The 19,257-nt window shown below is 42.3% G+C and carries 20 protein-coding genes and 1 pseudogene; 11 read left to right on the top strand and 10 right to left on the bottom strand.

Going from position 1 to position 19,257, the window contains the following annotated elements; all coding sequences use genetic code 11:
- Positions 1–4: 4 nt before the first annotated feature.
- The 6 genes from GVO60_RS20795 to GVO60_RS20770 form a co-directional block, all read right to left on the bottom strand.
- Positions 5–1,486 (bottom strand): TraB/TrbI/VirB10 family type IV secretion system protein, encoded by a 1,482-nt coding sequence (locus GVO60_RS20795; protein ID WP_159657483.1) that lies wholly within the window; start codon positions 1,484–1,486, stop codon positions 5–7.
- Positions 1,476–2,219, bottom strand: a complete 744-nt coding sequence (traK, locus tag GVO60_RS20790) for a type-F conjugative transfer system secretin TraK (protein WP_159657481.1) — start codon at positions 2,217–2,219, stop codon at positions 1,476–1,478. Before traK ends, GVO60_RS20795 begins: the two co-directional genes overlap by 11 nt.
- Positions 2,216–2,785, bottom strand: coding sequence for a type IV conjugative transfer system protein TraE (gene traE / locus GVO60_RS20785; RefSeq protein ID WP_031428012.1), 570 nt, complete (start codon positions 2,783–2,785; stop codon positions 2,216–2,218). Before traE ends, traK begins: the two co-directional genes overlap by 4 nt.
- 12 nt (positions 2,786–2,797) lie before the next feature.
- The gene (gene traL / locus GVO60_RS20780; RefSeq protein ID WP_159657479.1) at positions 2,798–3,100 is read right to left on the bottom strand and encodes a type IV conjugative transfer system protein TraL; all 303 of its coding nucleotides are present in this window, start codon (positions 3,098–3,100) and stop codon (positions 2,798–2,800) included.
- A gap of 17 nt (positions 3,101–3,117) precedes the next feature.
- Positions 3,118–3,414: a type IV conjugative transfer system pilin TraA gene (gene traA / locus GVO60_RS20775; RefSeq protein WP_159657477.1), complete on the bottom strand. Its 297-nt coding sequence runs from the start codon at positions 3,412–3,414 to the stop codon at positions 3,118–3,120.
- A gap of 84 nt (positions 3,415–3,498) precedes the next feature.
- Positions 3,499–3,876, bottom strand: a complete 378-nt coding sequence (locus GVO60_RS20770; RefSeq protein ID WP_159657475.1) for a hypothetical protein — start codon at positions 3,874–3,876, stop codon at positions 3,499–3,501.
- 737 nt (positions 3,877–4,613) lie between these two features.
- Between GVO60_RS20770 and GVO60_RS20765 the strand changes: the two genes are divergently transcribed.
- The 10 genes and pseudogenes from GVO60_RS20765 (at position 4,614) to GVO60_RS20720 (ending at position 14,933) form a co-directional block, all read left to right on the top strand.
- Positions 4,614–5,594, top strand: a complete 981-nt coding sequence (locus tag GVO60_RS20765) for a helix-turn-helix transcriptional regulator (RefSeq protein WP_031428004.1) — start codon at positions 4,614–4,616, stop codon at positions 5,592–5,594.
- Positions 5,575–5,967, top strand: coding sequence for a DNA repair protein (locus GVO60_RS20760; RefSeq protein WP_031427997.1), 393 nt, complete (start codon positions 5,575–5,577; stop codon positions 5,965–5,967). The genes GVO60_RS20765 and GVO60_RS20760 overlap by 20 nt, the downstream gene beginning before the upstream one ends.
- A 3-nt stretch (positions 5,968–5,970) precedes the next feature.
- Positions 5,971–7,035 (top strand): chemotaxis protein, encoded by a 1,065-nt coding sequence (locus tag GVO60_RS20755; RefSeq protein WP_159657473.1) that lies wholly within the window; start codon positions 5,971–5,973, stop codon positions 7,033–7,035.
- Positions 7,036–7,102: 67 nt separating this feature from the next.
- Positions 7,103–8,809 (top strand): hypothetical protein, encoded by a 1,707-nt coding sequence (locus GVO60_RS20750; RefSeq protein WP_031427992.1) that lies wholly within the window; start codon positions 7,103–7,105, stop codon positions 8,807–8,809.
- The gene (locus GVO60_RS22690) at positions 8,806–9,108 is read left to right on the top strand and encodes a YkgJ family cysteine cluster protein (RefSeq protein ID WP_080286291.1); all 303 of its coding nucleotides are present in this window, start codon (positions 8,806–8,808) and stop codon (positions 9,106–9,108) included. Before GVO60_RS20750 ends, GVO60_RS22690 begins: the two co-directional genes overlap by 4 nt.
- A 75-nt stretch (positions 9,109–9,183) precedes the next feature.
- The gene (locus GVO60_RS20740; protein ID WP_159657471.1) at positions 9,184–10,482 is read left to right on the top strand and encodes a PD-(D/E)XK nuclease family protein; all 1,299 of its coding nucleotides are present in this window, start codon (positions 9,184–9,186) and stop codon (positions 10,480–10,482) included.
- Positions 10,483–11,017: 535 nt separating this feature from the next.
- Positions 11,018–11,272: pseudogene (locus GVO60_RS20735) on the top strand (IMP dehydrogenase); the annotation flags it as partial.
- 166 nt (positions 11,273–11,438) lie between these two features.
- Positions 11,439–12,128: a TnsA endonuclease N-terminal domain-containing protein gene (locus GVO60_RS20730; RefSeq protein WP_031429588.1), complete on the top strand. Its 690-nt coding sequence runs from the start codon at positions 11,439–11,441 to the stop codon at positions 12,126–12,128.
- Positions 12,121–13,932: a TnsB C-terminal domain-containing protein gene (locus GVO60_RS20725; RefSeq protein WP_122045180.1), complete on the top strand. Its 1,812-nt coding sequence runs from the start codon at positions 12,121–12,123 to the stop codon at positions 13,930–13,932. Before GVO60_RS20730 ends, GVO60_RS20725 begins: the two co-directional genes overlap by 8 nt.
- A gap of 11 nt (positions 13,933–13,943) precedes the next feature.
- Positions 13,944–14,933 carry a TniB family NTP-binding protein gene (locus GVO60_RS20720; protein WP_031429590.1) on the top strand — a complete coding sequence of 330 codons (990 nt, stop codon included), beginning with the start codon at positions 13,944–13,946 and terminating at the stop codon, positions 14,931–14,933.
- 42 nt (positions 14,934–14,975) lie between these two features.
- Here the strand turns inward: GVO60_RS20720 and GVO60_RS20715 are convergent, their stop codons facing one another.
- Positions 14,976–16,355 carry a DEAD/DEAH box helicase gene (locus tag GVO60_RS20715; protein WP_031429592.1) on the bottom strand — a complete coding sequence of 460 codons (1,380 nt, stop codon included), beginning with the start codon at positions 16,353–16,355 and terminating at the stop codon, positions 14,976–14,978.
- Positions 16,349–16,897 carry a VspR family transcription factor gene (locus GVO60_RS20710; RefSeq protein ID WP_031429594.1) on the bottom strand — a complete coding sequence of 183 codons (549 nt, stop codon included), beginning with the start codon at positions 16,895–16,897 and terminating at the stop codon, positions 16,349–16,351. The genes GVO60_RS20715 and GVO60_RS20710 overlap by 7 nt, the downstream gene beginning before the upstream one ends.
- Before the next feature lie 95 nt (positions 16,898–16,992).
- On the opposite strand from GVO60_RS20710, the gene GVO60_RS20705 reads away from it, so the two are divergent.
- Complete coding sequence (locus GVO60_RS20705; RefSeq protein ID WP_031429596.1) at positions 16,993–17,199, top strand: helix-turn-helix domain-containing protein; 207 nt, start codon at positions 16,993–16,995, stop codon at positions 17,197–17,199.
- A gap of 396 nt (positions 17,200–17,595) precedes the next feature.
- On the opposite strand, the gene cas6f is transcribed toward GVO60_RS20705, so the two are convergent.
- Together cas6f and csy3 are read right to left on the bottom strand one after the other, a co-directional pair.
- Positions 17,596–18,195: a type I-F CRISPR-associated endoribonuclease Cas6/Csy4 gene (gene cas6f, locus GVO60_RS20700; protein WP_031429598.1), complete on the bottom strand. Its 600-nt coding sequence runs from the start codon at positions 18,193–18,195 to the stop codon at positions 17,596–17,598.
- A gap of 2 nt (positions 18,196–18,197) precedes the next feature.
- Positions 18,198–19,253: a type I-F CRISPR-associated protein Csy3 gene (gene csy3 / locus GVO60_RS20695; RefSeq protein WP_031429600.1), complete on the bottom strand. Its 1,056-nt coding sequence runs from the start codon at positions 19,251–19,253 to the stop codon at positions 18,198–18,200.
- Positions 19,254–19,257 lie beyond the last annotated feature (4 nt).

The following is a 19,257-nucleotide window of genomic DNA, read 5'->3' as shown; positions in this document are numbered from 1 at the left end:
TCCTTTATTTGCGGCCAAATGGCGTTGGGGGAACGTCAATGCCTTGCGTGGTTAACTCTTTCGCCAGTGGATTAAGAGGGCTATTGGTGATCACATCGAGGATTTGATTTGATTGACTCGACATGTTTTGCTCTACCAATTGCTGGCGTTCGTACTCCTCGGCCATAAGAGGGTCAAGCGGGAATCCCTCTAAAAAGACAATGTTAACAATGGCGCCAGGGTTGATTTCTACGATGGGGTGGTAGAGCTCTGCAAGTCCAATGTAGTAATCGGAGAGTTTATCCCCTACCGTGGAGGTGGCATTGCCGAGCAAGTTTAATGCCGCGTCTTGGCTGTTGATGCTTGAGGTTGTGCCTAATGCTGAGGTAGCAGTGGTTTGTGAGAGCGCTTTACCCGTTTCACCTACACTCGTTAAAATGCCAGCAATCCCCGCCATTTGAACAATCTCACCATTTTTTAATATGGTAGTTCCCCGTATGCCGTTGCGGCCAAAGTTGAACGCGGTTCCTTTGATGGCGACGTCTAGGATACGTCCTTCATCTTGAATGCAACTGAGGCGGTTGGTACGGACAATACCGCGACTTGACGAGATCTCACCGTAGGATGAGCCGGTAATCGTGCAGTTGTTGAGTTTGGATTTTTCCCCATTAGGCAAGATTCCCTCATGAATGGTTTGAAAGACCATAGGAGTCGTATCTCCTTGGCCAAGTACTCCGGCATTGGTGTCAGCGCCTCCTGTCACTATTGCGGTGACAAAGGTTCCTGTTGGTACATAGTTCTCGGTGGTGCGGTGATAGGTTGTTTCATCGCTTTCCCAAAAGAAATCAAAACTATCAAACTCGTTGCGATTGAAAGGGATTTGCTCTGAGGGCTGATATTGCATCTGCGCGATGTCGGGGTTGTCGTTGCTTGATACGATGGGTCTAGGCGGAAGCTTGTGCTGCCCAAACGTTTCTGAGCTGTTAATTGCTCCTTGCGTATGGATGGTACTGTATGGCTCGGTATTGACGAGCTCCGAAGTGCTTTGTTCGAGTTCATCAATACGGGCTTGAAGCTGCGCTTCTTTACTTCGAAACTCTTCACGTACTTGCTCTTCGACTAAGCGAGCGGTCTTTTCTTTTGCTTGCTCAATTCTACGCTCAGTCTCTTCTTTATGAGTGCGCATCGAATTGGTCAAATTTGCGATTTGCTTTTTGAGACTAGAGAGCGTGTTTTGTTGTAGTGTGAGCGCTGATTGGTTGTCTTTTTCGATAAAATCTTGTTCTATGATGGCACCAAATTCGATAGGCTCTTGGAGGGTTTCTTCTTGTAACGGGTCTGCTGGTCTCGTGTATTGATACAGTCCAAAAGCGGCAAAAAGAAGGGCAGAGACGGCCATAATGGTGACGGTGTTGTTTCTCGATGTGGTGCGCTGATTAATCTCGCCACCTTGCTCAAAGTCGCCATCAGTGTCACTAAATAGGCGTTTTCTCCAGTTATCGAGCATGATTTACTCCTCCTCCTGTCACCACGTATAAGTGTGTGGTTTGATTTGGGCCGAGCTCAAATTTGTCCAGCGCCGCACTTCGAGCGGCATAACTGTAGAACTGTGTAGTCGTGAGCGTGACGGTGTCACTGGATTTGTTCTTCACCTCGTAAATGATGCCCGAATAATCGCTGCCCACGAACACGGTTTGTGGGGTGATGAGCAGTAAGGAGTCTTTTTTCGGTAAGGTGTTTGGGTCTACCAGATGAAGGCTAAATCCTGAAATCGGGGTGCTATTTTCTTTCCATGTCATCATGGCTTTGGTGAAGTTAGCGATGGCCGAAGGGTAATCAAAGCCGCGCTCAAACACGGAAGGTTGAGATAGATGTCGGTCAATTGGGGTAAATGCAGTGATGATGCCTGGTGTGGCTTTTGGGGTAATAAATAGCGCGAAAAGACGCCCTTTTTGAGTGAGAACGTGGGCGGTAAAAGGGAGCGCGACATTCAGCTTTAAGGACACTGAGCCTGTTTTATCTTTTTGTATACCGTTAGTGGTGCAAAAACTGTGAGGGCAAGTGACGTTAAGAATTTTGTCATCTTCGACCACGAGACGGTTAATGTTCACAGACGATAAACTTATGGGAATGGTGTCGCCGTCTGCAAAGGGAAACATGGCTTTTTGGACATTACTTGCTAACGCGAAAGGGCTCAGAGTGGCGATAAGCATGCTCATCAGCCATGATAAGGGTTTCATTCTTTTGCTCCTTGTTTTTGGATACTAATAAGCTCAATCACGCCGTTGCTGTAATCCATTTGAACCGTGTAGGTTACAAGCTCTGAAGGCAGTGTGCGGTCACCGACGGTTTTGATAAGGTGACCTGTCTGTTTGAACTGCTTATTTTTAATCGAAATTTCGGTTCGCCCTGGCAGGGCGTCAAAGCGACTGGTTGTGTTGTACTTTTTAAGGTGCTCGGCATCCTGGAATAATACCGGTTGAATCGTTGACCAGTTATCTGCTGGTACGTACTCAAGCAAGAGGCCGTATTGTCTAACAACATTTGCAGGCGTCACGTTGAGCTTGAGCTTTAAAAAGAATTCCCCCATAAGCAGAAGGTAAGGCGCATCAATGGCCGTATCTGAAACCGTAAACGCTTGTGAAATCTTAGGGGGAACGAGAGTTCGACTCTTTTCAGATGAAGTTTTGGCCAAACTAAGACCTAAGGCCACGTTCACGAGCATCGATGCCGCAAACCCAAAGACGAGAAGAAAGTTCAGTAACTTACTCAATGCAAGTAAGTTACCTTGGTGTTGGTTATCCATGGATTGTCCCTCTTAAGAGAGCCAGTAACGCTTTTGCGCTGCGGGTGTGTGTTTGAAGACACGGTGATTGAGTGAGGTGTTCCCCCACCAGTAGAGGGTTAAGGCGATGATGTTTTCACCGTACTGAACTTTGATATAGCGAAGCCCCATAAACCAAATGGCGGCAAGGATAAGGCCTATCAAATACTTACCGGCTAAGAAGAAGAGTACAAAGAGAATAAGCCCGGGCAAAACTTCGTCTCGAGGTAAACCTGATATGCGCTTTCCTTTACTCAGATACTTGGGGATGGAGAAAAAAAGGTGTGGGTTTTCCATACATCACCGCCTTCGCACTACGCTAAACCAACCAGTGGCTTAATGACTTCCCAGAAAATCATACCGCCAGCAAAACCGCCAATGGCAGCGAACCAGTTACGTGTTGTGAAACCAAGAACCGCAGCGCCGAGTGCACCAGCGGTGAGCATGGCCATTTCTGCCGCTGAATCGTCACCTGCGGTTGATTTGATGGTGGCTTTACCACCGGCAAACAAGTCAGTGGCAAAGGATGGGGCGGTGAAGCAGAGTAGTAATAAGGTGGCGAGCAATAGAAAAAGAAGGTGGTAGGTATGTTTTTGACTAGTAAGAGGCATAAATAGCTTCCTTATTTGAGTTGAAAATAAAGAAGACTCACGCTGGATGACGTAGAGTCTTTTTAGGAGTTAACAAGTGAGAGATTAAGCAGCTAAATGATCACGTATCCACTTGAGCCCTCGGTTACGACTGATGTGCAGTTTCCAATTTGATATGCCGAGGGGCTGTCTCTTTTTGAGCTTTTTGCAATAGGTTTTACGCTGCTTGGCACCCATCACTGACGTATTGACGAGATGGGATTTGTAAGGTTTATGAGTATATGTTTGCTCTTTTACAAGGACGCAGTGGGACAGAATGACTGGAAAGGAGATTGGCTTCGAGCTATCAACAAGCGCGGCAAAGGTTAACTTATCATTAATGCGTCCAATAGGTTTGGCAGCAATGAAAGAGCCTTGTTGGTCAAGCGTTTTGCCAATCAGTTCCGTGGGGTCGTCTTTGTAATATCCATAGACGATAATCATAGGCACTCCTTTAGTAGGACATTGTTGTGTGGACTCTTAAATCGACACAACAATGGAGCCCCTTACAGAGCTCGTGCTACAAACTGGCTTGTGAGTTTGTGTAGTCAAACTCAACCTTTAAGATTTAAGTTAAAGGCTAAGGTGATACTCCCAATTAATTCCAACAAACCGAGTGATGATGCTTGCATACATACACAGAACGTTGGCATTGGCCTGCGCCTCACCTAACAGGCGCCTGAATTTGGTTAGGTTATTTAAGCTGTCCTGCGCCCATCTGTGGCGCCTTCAGCAGCAAGAGCAGCCCACTCTCGCGATATTGATATATACAGAAGGTAAAGATGCGATGAACCAGTAAGGGGCGCGATGCTTTATCTGAGCTATATCAATGGGGACAGTATGGGTGAATGGTTCATGGGTGCAATGTGCGAACAGAGCAAAAACGTATAACGAATGGGTGGGGGTATCAGCTATTAAGACAATGAGGTAGGGGTAGCGTGCGATGAAGTATGGCTTTTCTATGCTTGTTTTTGGGACTCTTTAGTTATGGCGTCTCTTTTCCTCTGTTCTATCCAAACTTCTTTGAATATACAACCGCTGCGACGTAAATTGTCGCAGCACTAAATTATAGTTTGTGTGCATCACATCACATGAACATATGGTTGCAGTTGTGTAGTATATTGTTCCGATAAAATGGAATTAAAGTCACATCTCACATAATGGAATCGGAATAGCCAGGTTTGTCGAACAGAAGAACAACACAAGATTCACTGACTCTTGCATTTGAAATTTTAAAAAGAATACCGAAGCATAAAAAGATCACAGCAGGAGAGTTACAAGAACAGCTCAGGGCAATAGATATTAAGAGGGATATTCGCACCATACAGCGCAACTTGGAGATGCTAAGTGAACACTTTGCAATTGATAGAGATACACGTTCAAAGCCTTATGGCTACAGTATTATAAAAGGTGGCCATTCTCTGAGTGTCAGTTCACTCAATGCCCATGAATCCTTGCTTCTTGCGTTAGCTGAAAAACACTTAAAGCTCTTACTACCAAAGGAGGTGGCGTGTTCATTGCGAACCCATTTTATTGAGGCGGAATACAACCTCGAGTTTGACCCTAAAAGCCGCAAAGATCGTGTGTGGAAAGATAAGGTAAAACTTGTAAGAGAATCCCAGCCTCTTATTGCTCCAAACATTGATAAGGTGGTGCTCGAAAACATAAGTACGGCTCTCTATGAGGATCGTCTATTGACGGTTACTTATTGCAACACCAATAAACAAGCGAGAAAGGCCACGGTCATGCCACTCGGGCTAGCACAGCAAGGCGTTAGATTGTATCTGGTTTGTCGTTTTGAAGGTTTCGACAATGAAAGAAGTTTGGCTGTGCACCGTATCAATAGTGCCGCAGTCTCATCATTTCGTTTCGAGAGGCCAGAAGGTTTTTCGTTGAAAAAGTACGATTCCGATGGTCGCTTTGGTTTTGGTGAAGGTGAGTACTGCCACATTCAATTCGATATAACAAAACAGGCTGGGTACCACCTCCTTGAAACACCTTTGGCGAAAGATCAAATCGTAGAAGAATTGGAAGATAGCTACAGGATTTCAGCCAACGTCATCGACTCAATGTTGCTTGATAAATGGCTAAAGAGCTTTGGCTCTGATGTTTTTAATATTCAAAAGAAAAAAGGAAATAGTAATGTTTATTCAATACCTTAATCTTGAGCAACAATCAGCGTTGTACCATTTTTCCAAAAAGCTCATTGCTGTAGATGGTCACATTGATGAGCGTGAGACTTTGCTGTTGGAAACCATCGTTGCTCAATGTAGCGATAGCGTTGATTTTGACAGAGCCTTCGAATTGGTTGAACTATCGTCGTTGTTGACTGAGAACGCACCAAAAATGGCTTTCCTCATTGAGCTTGTAGGTTTGGGCTACGCGGATCAGAGTCTCGCAGAAAGTGAAAGTAAATTCCTTGAACATGTTGCAGAAAGCATTGGTGTCGAGTTACCACGACTTGAAGAACTGAAGGATTGGGTCCAACGCCAGATAGCTCTTGTGACAGAAGCTCAGACATTTTTGGAGAAATAAATCATGCCATTACCATTTATTCTAGCTGGTGCTGCGGTAGCTGCAGCAGGGTTCGGGGCCAAAAAAGGCTATGATGGATACCAAGATAAATCTGAAGCCAACGCGATTGTTGAGGATTCTAAACGTAAGTACAACAATGAAAAAGCGGTTTTCGACAAAAAAAACGATCTGACCAACCAAAGCCTAACTAAGCTTGGTGAGCTTCAGTTAAACGTCGGTCGTGATTTTAAGGAATTCAGAACGATTGCTGAGAAGCTTCTAGAAAAGCTGAATCAAAGCAATTCCAAGGACATCGCAGTCGATTTTCCACAGCATAAGCTCGACGAGATTGATGGGCTTGCTCTTTCTACGACTGCATACATGGGCAAGGTGGCGGGGGCTGGCGCCGCTGGCGCTGCGGCAGCATACGCCGTATATGGTGGCGTGATGGCTGTGGCTGCCGCTTCAACAGGGACTCCGATTGCTGCTCTGTCAGGGGCGGCTGCCTACAATGCCACAATGGCCGCAATCGGTGGTGGTTCTATTGCTGCGGGTGGATTCGGAATGGCTGGTGGAGCAATGGTACTTGGAGGCGTCGTTGCTGCCCCAATTGTGGCAATCGCAGGTTGGGCTTTTGCCTCGCACGCGGAAGAAGCATTGAGTGATGCGAGAAAGACCCGAAGAGAAGTCAATGAAATCGTTGAGAAGATGGAGAAAGGACGTACGCAACTCGATAAAACCAAGCTCTACGTTGATAAAATCTACTCAGAAACAGACCGTCTTTACAGCGTATTCAGAGAGTATTTTGACAGCCTGAAAGCTTTTGATCAGTTGATTTCAACAAAAACTGACATTTCTAAATTTGAAGATGATGTCATTCGTCTGATCCACAATGGATACCAGATCGCTGCCATTCTTACCGATATCATCACGACACCGTTGTTTAAGCCAAAACATGACGAGAACGGCAACGTGGTGCTGAGTGATGAAAACATCGTTGAGATAGAAACGGACAGTGAAGGGATGCAAGTTATCAATGAATCAGAAATCGAGATTGTACTTGCGGCTTCGAGCAGCACGAAGAAGTAGCATCACCTTTCGTTAAGTTATAGATTCAAGGGAGGAGCACCTCCCTCTTTAAATGGAATTGTGTGATATGTCAGAAACTACGTCACAAAAATATTGTTTAGTTGATGAGCTCAATAAAACTGTCACTAAGAGTCTGGTAACCACGTTTGGCCTGGATTTTTTGTTGTTCGAAGATAAAAAAGGTGGCGATGTGGCGACGATCCATAACGTTCGTCAGCATCAAAAAGGTGACAAGGACATTTTCATGTCTAACAGTGTCCAGCAAGATTATGTCAATAGAGGTGATTACAAGCCTATTAAGCACGATGAGAGCGGTAACGTCCTGACACACAGAAATGGCAAGCCAAAGAAAGAGGACCTTTACCACTCGGATAAAAACTATCTGGCTAAAGGTAAAGAAGACAAACGTCTTCAACGAGATGGTAAGTTAGTCGATGAGTACCGTGGTACAACAATGTCTTCTAGTGAGCAGCGTCAGCTTGACCATATCATTTCCTCTCATGAAGTTCACGATGATGCAGGAAGAGTGTTAGCGGGACTTAGTGGCGTAGAACTGGCCAACCAGAGGTCAAATTTTCAATCGACCCACAGTTACATCAATAACCTGAAGTCAGATCATTCAATGGATGATTTCCTGACCACGGTCGTTCCAAGAACAATTGAAAATAAACGTCAACGTATAGAAGAAAACAAGCAACGTTTAGCATCGATGCCCACTGGGACAAAAGAGCAGCGGCATAAAAAACGTGAATTAGAGAGTAAAATTGCCAAAGAGAATGAGCACATTGAGGTTCTTGAGAGTCTTGATGAAGACAAAATGCGCGCGGCCGATAATAGAGCAAGGCAAGCTTACGATAAACAGATTAATTTTTCTTATTACACCAGCAGTAAGTTTTTTAAAAGTACAGCGATGGAGTCTGGCAAGGCTGGTTTGAAAATGGGGGTAAGGCAGGCATTGGGGCTAGTGCTTGCAGAGGTTTGGTTTGAATTAAAAGATGCGATTCCTCAAGCTTTTAAAGATACAGAAGATAATTTTACTCTTGAGAATTTTCTCGAGAAGTTAAAAAACACGTCGCTAAACATTTGGCACAGAGTAAAAGTCCGATTCAAAGATATCTTACAAGAATTTAGTCATGGGGTTTTAGCTGGGGCGTTATCTAGTCTGAGCACGACCATTATGAATATCTTCTTCACGACTCAAAAGCTGATAGGCAAACTCTTGCGAGAAACATGGTCTAGTTTGGTCTCAGCGGCCAAGGTCCTCTTCTTCAACCCTGAGCATCTTGGCCCTAGCGCTTTGGCTCGTGAAGTGACACGCATTTTATCGACTGGTGTCGCTGTTGCTATGGGAGTAATGCTCAATCAACAACTGGCAACATTAATGACTTTCCCTCTAGGTACAGAACTCGCATCGTTCGTTAGCGCTGTTGCGACAGGCCTAATGACTATTGGTATTACCTACTTTTTGGATCACAGTCAGTTAATGAAAAAAGTCTGGGAGTACCTCGATCAGTTTAAGTCAGAAACGAAAAAGACATTAGAGTACTTTCAAAAGGTGAATGCCGAGATCGACCGATACTTGATCGAGCTTTCTAAGGTTGAGTTCAACCTTTCTCCAGAGGAATTGACAAGGTTTACTACTAGCTTAGAGTCCATTTGTTGCGAAAGTGAAAGAAGTTACATGCTATCGCAAGAGATACGTAAACGAGAGATAGATTTGCCATTTGAATCAAACAACCTCGATAGTACACGTGCTTGGTTAATGAAGCTATGAGTCAGATAGCTCTGGCATCCTTCCCATGCTATTCGTGTGGGAAGTGCTGCTCGAATGTTGACTTATCCCAGGAGACAAAGTTCTTGGATAGAGGAGACGGTATTTGCTGCCACCTCAATGAGGATAACAAACACTGCAATATATATGAGTCTAGGCCAGATATCTGTCGAGTAGAGTTACAGTATCTGCAAAACTACTCGTCCACCTACACTTGGGAAGACTTCGTTGAGATAAATCTCTCTATCTGTAAGACCTTACCGGACAAGTTAGAGCCGTTAAGCTCAGAACTGGCGGAGTAACCGAAAGTGGAATTTGTGCGTTTAGATATCAAACAGCCCTCCATTCAATTTGTTTATTAATTATTGGAGCCCACTATGGAAGTGAGTACCCCAGTTTCAACGCTCACCCGAGCTTTAAATGTGCTATTAAGTGATCCCGATTACCAACTGCTTCGACGTACGCATTACTCGTGTAGTTATGTTGGAGACTACGTAAACTTGCTCGAAACGCAGATGTGCCAAGTTCTACATTGGCTATTTAACCCACGAGAAGGGCACATGCAGCAAGACTTTTTCATTAAACGCCTGCTCATCTCAGTATTGAATGAAGGCGCCCGTTTAGAAGAAACAGACAAGTTCCAACTTCTCTCTAGAAGCTACCATGATGCTCAGGTGTTTACAGAGTTTGTGATCGACAACAAACAAAGAATCGATATCGTAATAATGGATGCCTTGTCCAAAACCCTGATTGTCATCGAACGCAAAGATGGTGATACAGCAAAGAAAGGACAGTTAACTGCTTATCGCCGATTTATCCAAGATAACTATCCAGACTGGCTGTCGGTATTCATTCTGTCTGATAGTCATGAGAAGCAACACAAGTATTGGGATGACGCGTATACACAAATAGGGGATCAGTGGTTATCTGAAGCTCTCGCAGACATATGCAAATTGCACGACTTGGATAAAAAGGTGAAAAACGAGCTATCTAACATTAGGCGAATCGTTGATTCTGAATATAAATATCCGATTGAAAAGACATGGTATAAGGTGAGCAAGCGCTTGTGTGAGCGTCATCAGAACTGTTTGTCTCTACTGAAAAATACGACAATAATCGCTAATGGTACGCAACTGACTTTATCTGAGTTAACCCCAGAGAAATTTTTTGGGTTGGTGCCTTATGAACCGACAATTCTCACAGAACCACTTTACCATTTAGTACAATCTCAACATCTGTACTTATCTGACCTTGAAAGCTTCTATCTTTTCGAAAAACTGGAAGAGGAGCTGGCGAAATCTATACCTTATGGCGCTGTATTCGCCTCTGAAATTGAAGAGAACGAGCTTAATTTTACGCATGTAGGACAAATCAGAGAACTGGGGCTTGAATCTGGGTATTGGCCATATTATCTGTCTCTGAGGCGTGAAGAAAGAGACGACGGTGAGCCCAACTATTACACGCTGAGTTTGGTCTTAAATAAAAAGTCTGATGAACAGTTGCACTGGACAATTGATAGATTAAAAGAGAAATACGATTTTGAAGCTTCACGCTCCAGAGTGAACTTTAGACTAACGTTATTAGATAGGATTGATACGCTAGATATTACGCCAGGCTCTCAATTACATAGTGCTTACATGAAGTTTTTTAGAACGGTGATTAATTTAGGTGAGTAGTTGTCACTTTTGAGCCGTTGTGAAGTTGATTTACGAGAGGGCTGACTTTTTAGTGGCCTGAGTGAGGTGTGTGAGAGTGCTCATTCAAAACTGACTGGGAGAGAAAATCGACCAGTCAGACAGCTTTTGTACATAAAGTTCTCGTCAATCAATGACTAACAAGACCCTGAAAACAAATCTGAAGTCGAACTCATTGCCTAATTGGTCTAGCATTTTAAACAGCTTTCTTGCTCTACTCTCATCTATAAAATCTACTATCGTTGTTGGTTCATCCCCATTCTTAACCCTACGTATGATTTTTGCTTTTTAAATATCGTGCAGCAAAAACTAGCATTTTGGACGGATTCAACAAATAGGTACAGTTAACGTTTCAAAATAGAAAAGTCACATGATAAGCAAAAATAGTGGCGACAAAAATGGCGGCACCCACTGAAAACAAATGTAAATCAGCGTTATATAAGGGGAAAAGTGCTGTGTTTATGTACATGGCAATTGTGGTTAAGCTTTTGATTATTAAGGTGTTTGTTGTGTTTGTGTTAGGTTCTACGGCATGTCTTCAGAGTCTGCAATGGCGAAACACTCTGGTGGTGTGGCTAAGTACCGCGCAGCTGAAGGTAAAACCGTTCTATTGCCATTCCGTGGAGACGTGAACGAAACGATCTCTGACATCCTTGGCGGTGTACGCTCAACGTGTACATACGTAGGCGCAGCAAAGCTTAAAGAGCTAACTAAGCGTACGACTTTCATCCGCGTACAAGAGCAAGAGAACAACGTATTCGGTAAAGAGTAATCTTGCGATTATTCTAAAAATCGAAATATTAAGAGCCGCTGTTGAAACATCCATAAATTGATATTTACAACCATATATTGATTTTTGGTACAGCCATAATTTGATATTGCCTCTTCATGGTCTAAACTTGTGTAAGTTTACGACAAAATCGTGAAGAGGCAATATTATGTCTGCTCTACCTTCCCTTTCTACAGCCACCCTGCTTGAACTTGAAACTGCGTTTGACACTCCTGCTCGAAACTTAACTAAATCACGTGGAAAAAACATACACCGTTACGTCAGTGCTAAGATGGGAAAAAGAGTCACGGTAGAATCATTTTTAGAATGTGCCGCTTGTTATCATTTTGATTTCGAACCTAGTATCGTTCGCTTTTGTTCTCAACCGATAAGATTTTCATACAACCTAAATGGTAAGACCCATACTTATGTTCCAGATTTTCTAGTTCAATTTGATACCGGAGAATATAAGCTGTACGAGGTAAAGTCCGACAAGGAAAGTTCAAACGAGGAGTTTCATTGTGAATGGGAAGCAAAAGTTCAAGGTGCGTTTGACATAGGGTTAGAGCTAGAGCTGGTTGTAGAGGAAGACATACTGGATGAGGTCATATTTAACAACCTTAAGCTTTTGCATAGATATGCCTCAAGAGATAACTTGAACGACTTCCATCAAATTCTCCTTACTACTTTGAAACGGAATGGTACGCAAACAGCAAAGAGTTTAGGGCATCACCTCGGCTTAAATGGAAGAAAAATATTACCATTCCTGTGTGATTTACTCTCTCGAAACCTCCTCCAGACGAGCTTAGAGACTCCACTATCACTTGAGTCTGAATTTGAATTGGGTTGTTATGCCTAAGAAATCATTTTCAAGTTTTCATAGGAAGTCAGCACTTCAGCAAGAAAAACTTGAGCAGAATGATAGGGTCGTTGATTCCAACGATGTCGATGAAGCAATATATCAAGATATATCCGCATTTCCTGAAAATATAGCCAATCAGATTACTTTTCGTCTAAGCATTCTTCGTTTTTTAGCTGGTAAGTGCGAAAAAATCACTCCCAAGACAATCGAACCATATCGCGTCGCACTGCAACGGTTACACGACACAAATATTCCAAGTTCGATATCAATATACAGGTGGTGGTTAGTTTTCAGAGCCTCCGGTTATAACCCGGTTAGTTTAGCTCCTAACTTTAAAAGTAGAGGAAATAGGGGGGCTAAAGTTTCACCAGTTGTTGATTCGATAATGGAACAAGCAGTTGAAAGAGTTATTTCTGGTCGAAAGATCAATATCAGCTCGGCACACAGGCGAGTTAAGCGTAAAGTTCGACAATATAACTTAACGCACGGCACAAATTATTCTTATCCTAAATACGAGTCTGTAAGAATACGGGTTAAAAAGAAAACGCCCTTCGAAGTGTTAGTAGCAAAGAAAGGCGAACGAGTTGCTAAAAGAGAATTCCGCCGGATGGGAAAGAAGATAACAACCTCGGCCGTATTAGAGCGGGTGGAAATAGACCATACAATGGTTGATATATTTGCGGTACACCCAGTACATCGAGTTACTTTAGGAAGACCTTGGCTCACGCAGTTAGTAGATTGTTATAGTAAAGCCGTAATTGGTTTTTATTTAGGTTTTGAGCCACCCAGTTACGTATCGGTATCGTTAGCCCTAAAAAATGCAATACAACGCAAAGATGACTTATTGTCCTCATATGAATCAATTGAAAATGAATGGCTATGTTACGGTATCCCTGACTTGCTCGTAACTGATAATGGTAAAGAATTCTTGTCTAAAGCCTTTGATAAAGCATGTGAGTCACTGTTGATCAATGTTCATCAAAACAGAGTCGAAGTGCCTGACAATAAGCCTGATGTCGAACGTAAATACGGGACGATCAATACTTCTCTATTAGACGATTTACCAGGGAAAGCTTTTAGTCAATACCTTCAGAGAGAGGGTTATGATTCAGTGGATGAAGCTACTCTTACACTAGATGAAATTCAAGAAATTTACTTGATTTGGTTAGTAGATATTTATCATAAAGGCTCTAACCAGAGAGGCACTAATTGTCCGAATATCGCTTGGCGAAATGGGTGTCAAGAATGGGAGCCTGAAGAGTTTTCTGGACCTAAAGATGAGTTGGACTTTAAATTCGCTATTGTTGATAGCAAACAACTAACCAAAGCAGGTGTAACCGTTTATAAAGGGCTGACATACAGCAGTGAACGTTTAGCTGGGTATAGGGGTAAAAAAGGGAATCATAAAGTGCAGTTCAAATATAATCCAGAGTGTATGGCAGTCATTTGGGTGTTAGATGAAGATGTGAACGAATACTTTACGGTTAATGCTATAGATTATGAATATGCTAGTAGAGTCTCTCTGTGGCAGCATAAATACAATATGAAATATCTAGCAGAATTAAATTCAGCAGAATATGACGAAGATAAGGAAATCGATTCAGAGATCAAAATTGAAGAAATTGCTGACCGTTCAATTCTTGAAACAAAGAAAATTAGATCTCGTAGGCGTGGAGCTAGGCATCAAGAAAATAGCGCAAGAGCAAAGAGCATCAGCAATACTAAGCTTGTCCCACCCCAGAAAGACGAAGAAGAAATTGTAATTGTAGATAATGAAGATTGGGATATTGATTATGTTTGAGAAATCAATAGATGAATGAAACTCGAGAGGCGCGCATCTCAAAAGCCAAAAGAGCATTTGTATCAACGCCGAGTGTTACGAAAATTTTGAGCTACATGGATAGATGTAGGGATTTGTCAGATTTTGAATCCGAGCCAACTTGTATGATGGTCTTTGGTGCATCAGGAGTAGGCAAGACGACGGTTATCAAAAAATATTTAAGTCAAAATAATCGGGACTCTAAAGTGCGAGGAGATGTAGTTCCTGTTCTACATATCGAGTTACCAGACAATGCGAAGCCTGTTGATGCAGCAAGAGAGTTGTTGCTTGAAATGGGTGACCCCTTAGCGCTTTATGATACTGACCTGGCGAGATTGACGCAAAAGCTGACTGACTTGATACCTGTGGTTGGTGTTAAGTTGATCATTATTGATGAATTTCAGCACTTAGTTGAAGAGAGGTCAAACCGCATTCTTACACAAGTAGGCAATTGGCTCAAAATGATACTCAATAGAACGAAGTGCCCAATTGTTCTTTTTGGCATGCCGTACTCAAAGGTTGTATTAACAGCTAATTCACAATTACACGGACGGTTCTCAATCCAATTTGAATTGCGACCGTTCAATTATCAAGGAGGTGAGGGTGTATTTAAAAACTTTCTGTGGAATCTCGATAAGGCGCTACCATTTGACAAAGAGATTGGTCTTGCCAATGATGACCTGAAAAAAAAGCTCTACGCTTTCTCCCAAGGAAATATGCGGTCATTGAGAAACCTTATTTATCATGCATCAGTAGAAGCAATTGATAACAATCATGACACTATTACCATAAAGGATTTTGTTTTCGCAGCAAAATTAACGAGTGGTGATAAATTAAGCTCATGGATAAATCCATTTGAAAAAGGCACCAAAGTTACTGAGCAGATGTTGCGCCCTCCACCAGAAGATATTGGTTGGGAAGATTACTTGCGCAATAAACCTAAAAAGAATCGAAAAAATCAAGACAGCAATATGTTCGATTAATATTGGCTTCCCATGTTTAGGTCTTGCTGAGCTCTAAATCTGTTAACGGTGTTGAAAAGCTTCTATTATTCTTTGTTTATAGCTTATTAGTGACAGTTCTATAGCTTTGTCTGTATTGCTCCCCAATTTTGGAAGTACATCATGGGTGCTCTTTTGTGAGAAGTTAAGTGTTGCAGTATTGCCTTTAAGTTTATGATAATTAAGACTAAATCTATTTGTTTTTTGTATTTTAATATCCGTGGTTTTATTAGATAACTTTAAATATGTGCAACAATCGGGAATGTCTTGCTCGATCTCTTCTGCAAATGCGATGAGCTTTGGAGCCGCAAATGTGTATAACCATGCTTCTTGATTTGGGCTCGCAGTCATACGAAGAATTCTGCCTAGAATTTGGCGAAAGTAGAGTTCAGTCGTAATGTTGCTTAAATGACAGCATACCTGTAGCCTTGGAATATCCGTCCCTTCACTGACCATACCAACGCTGACAATCCACTCAGTGGTACTAGTTTTAAACTGTTCAATTTGCTCGTGCGAGCCTTCATTTTTGTACGTAACAATCGTTGTCGTTTGGCAATACTTATCTTGAAGTAGAGAGGCTATCTCTATCGCATGGTTTACTGAGGTTGCTACGATTAAACCACCCGCAGAAGACGATTGAGTGCGAATGTTTGCTAGTCTATCTACAGCAATTTCCACTATATGCAGCAAAGCAGATTTATCGTTGAGTATTGCTGAGTAGTTTATCTCACCCGTTGAGATAAGTTCATCTAGAGACCCAAATGACCTGATTTGATTGTTCGCTTTGATAATTGACTCTTCACAGTCGATAAGAGCGATAGTTGGCTTGCGGCAAACGCCATCTTGAACAGCTTGTGCAAGCGTGTATTGGTAATCACATACAATTGCGCCATCCGGGTCTGTATACGATGAGAGTACTATGGGGGTTAAATTTGAGCGCCATGGTGTACCGGTAAGGGCTAAAGTGTAGGTTGATACTTTTTGAACATCATAAAGTATGTGATGTCCCCATGAGTTTGTATTGCTGTCGTCATCACCGGCGCAATGGTGAATTTCATCAAATACACACAGCACTCGATATCTAGAAAGAGTTTGCCAAAACTGTTCATCAAGATATTGAAGATACTGATAAGTCATTGAGCAGCCAACTGAACCTAATCTTCCATCAAAAGACCTGCCTAGTACGCTAGAGAAACAGGCAGAGATACTATTTGACACGATCTTGGATGGAGAGAAGCAAAGAACAAAATCAATAAGATTTTTCTCGAGCATTTGCTTTGCTAAGTTCGCTGCCATTATGGTTTTCCCAGCACCTGGCGTTGCTTGTGCCAAGAAGTGCTTCTTACCATTTTGATAGTTATTGAGTGCTAGATTGACACATTCCTTTTGCCATACTCTTAGCATGGAGATTTCCTGTCCAGTTGCATGAGGCTGATGGTGTGAGTCCATACATTGAGTTTAGCCATCAGAGTTGCAGCTTTTTGTGTCGCTTCTGAATAGGAGGCTTTGAGTAGCGTGTTTAGAGCATTAGAGCGTGCCATTAGAGCTTTGTACTCATCAACTTCAGCTAACGTGATAGCCAACTCTGCTTCAATGTCAGCTCTTTCATTTCGTAACTCATTAAAGATGGATTTATCATGAGAATGTACCGGTAGGACTTCTTTCTTGGTTCTTTGCTTTTTCGTCACGATCTTGATTTTATCTTCATTGAAATAAGCTGTTTTGGAAAACGTCTTTTTTCTGCCAGAGCTGTTAACTGAGATTAGACCCACTTTTACAAGTGCTTCTAGTTGTCTAGCAACAAATAATCTCGCAGCACTTTTACTTCCATACATATCTGAGCATTTTAGTACCCAGTCCCTAACTTCAAGTATCGTGAAATCGGTAGCTTCAGGAGGTGATATGTATTGGTAAATATTACTATCTATTCGATGTAACTTTGGCATCTTTTTTAGTCTTACTTGAAATTAAATGCGGATTATAATCCGTGGCTCTATAGGCATCAAGAGGCGATAGTTTTTCATTTTAAGAACAGATTAAAATGAGAGATTTGGCAAAGAAGTTTGGCGCTAAACTGCGTGGAATTCGACGTGATAGAGGTGTTTCACAAGATCACCTAGCATTAACTGCTGATATTGATAGGAGTTACATCGGCAGAATAGAGCGTGGGGAAGTAAACATCACACTCGAAAAAGCGTATCAGTTGGCTGAGGTTCTTGAGTGTGATGTGAGAGATTTGTTGCCTTGAAAGTCAAACGGCCTAAAGTATCTACTTATTCAGCAGTGAATTGCTCTTGAACTCGAATGAAAGTGGTTCGTTTATTATCAGCTACTTCTCAGTAGTAATGAGGATTATAGTCCTCATTGCATACTAAAGCAAACCACAGAATAGTGGTTTGGGATTGGAAGCAACAGCATTGATATTGAAAGGTGTCCTACCTATTCGGCAGTACGCTGTGGAGGAAGTTTAGCAGCACCAACGCCATAATTATCAGCTACCTATTCGGCAGTACACTGTTACTAACTTAAGAATAGTATGAATTTATCAATCAGTTAGTTAATTTACGGCCAATTAACCTTATTTTTCTCACAGATGTAAAAAGCTATATAGTTCAATGCTTTAAATTTATCGACAAAAATAGTGTCAAATTAGGGGGACTGCCTGATACGAATCGTCTGTATTGGACAATCCGTAACTGCTGAACATCGAGTTACCTTCAAAGCCATGATTAGCCTTCATCTGTATGTTCAACCGAAAGATACTGTTTTTACTTTGACTGCTAACCTCGAGAGAGTGATAGTGAGGGACAATCATAGACTCTTCTTGTCTCAGCAGAGCTGGATTAAAAGATTCTCCTCTAGCCATTGCGCGCTTTTGAAGACGCTTCAACTTTCTGACTTGACCGGCGGCAGTGGATTTGTCGATTGATTGATTGCGCACGAACAAAACGTATTCGCAATCTTCGGGGATTTTAGCCGTTGCTGAAATATCGAAATAACCAAGTCGTCTCATTTGAATAAAGTAATGTTGCTTCAACAACAAATCGAGTTCAACTTTACTCGCACTGATAAAAGTTAGCTTTGTACCCACAGTATCATCACACCATTCGGGGAAAGAAACACCGATACTTCGCGTTTCATATTTGTAATTGAATCCGTGAAGAATACTCAAACACTTAGCTGCGAGTACTTCATTGTCACAACGCTCAGGAATGAACGTGACGGTCTTGTAGTACCAATTCATAGTTAATCACCCTTATGCTGAAACATTCCGCCTTTGATGAGGTTTGCAACCAAGTAATGTAGGTCACTGGTAAGTTCTTGGCTCAACTTTCCTGGTGCAGACAATCGTTCAATATATTGCTCCGCATTTTGAAGAATGGTAAACAAATCTTTCTCTGTCGATGGATGACGATAACAAGTCACATCGCCTTTGTGAGCTCCAAATCGACTAACTCGCAATGGTTCAAGGGCGTTCGGGTACCAATCATCAATTGTTGCAATGGCAGCACCTACTTTGTAAATACCAATGATTGGAGAGCGTACGTTTTCAATTTGAGTATTCTGGAATGTTCGAGCCTTGTTGCCTGCGTTGTTTGTGCTCTTGTTTTCCTTTTCAGTGAATGCTTGGCTTGGATAAATCTCACTACTTGTTGGAAGTACCAGAGTGGCTTTAACTTCAAATATTGCTAGCCCATTCGATTGGCTGAATGCATCAACAACTAACTGACGGATTGCACTCCACCGTTGATGAGCTTCAAATGCTGATTCTTCTCTGTACTCTTTATGTATATTTTCAAATAAAACAGGTTTTTCAGACCAAGGCCAAGGTGATAGTTCTACGTCAAGGCGGTATGCCCTCTTGGTATTTTTCCACAGCCAAGACCCGTTACAGACGTTTATGAGATATCTTGATACTAGGTATTCCCAGCCGATGCGTTTTTCATAGAGCTCGATTAGCTTAATGATTGTACTTTTGACTTCCTTTGAGTTGCATTTGTATGGTTTGCGTAATTCCGATGAGAAAGACACAGAGAAAAAGCATTCAATGTGGTTGGCTCCGAAAGGGACGCTACAAAAGTCACCAGCGTGCGGATTGCCATGTGCTAGCTTTTCTGCGGTCACAGCTTCTTTAATATTTCCTTGTGAATCATAGGCTAATGAAGCCGTTTCCATTTGCCCAAGTGCAATACGAGATGTATATCTTAGAGGTTCTTTCGTACCATCAGGCCACACAACGAGAAAGCAAACGTCGGAGGGGTTGATGGAGCGCTCATAAGCTAAGTTGGTCGGTAGTTCCATAATA

It is taken from the genome of Vibrio atypicus (assembly GCF_009811315.1).
Classification (GTDB): Bacteria; Pseudomonadota; Gammaproteobacteria; order Enterobacterales; family Vibrionaceae; genus Vibrio; species Vibrio atypicus.
The sequence above is the reverse complement of the archived record's forward strand: the minus strand, read 5'-3'. Positions and strand labels throughout refer to the sequence as shown.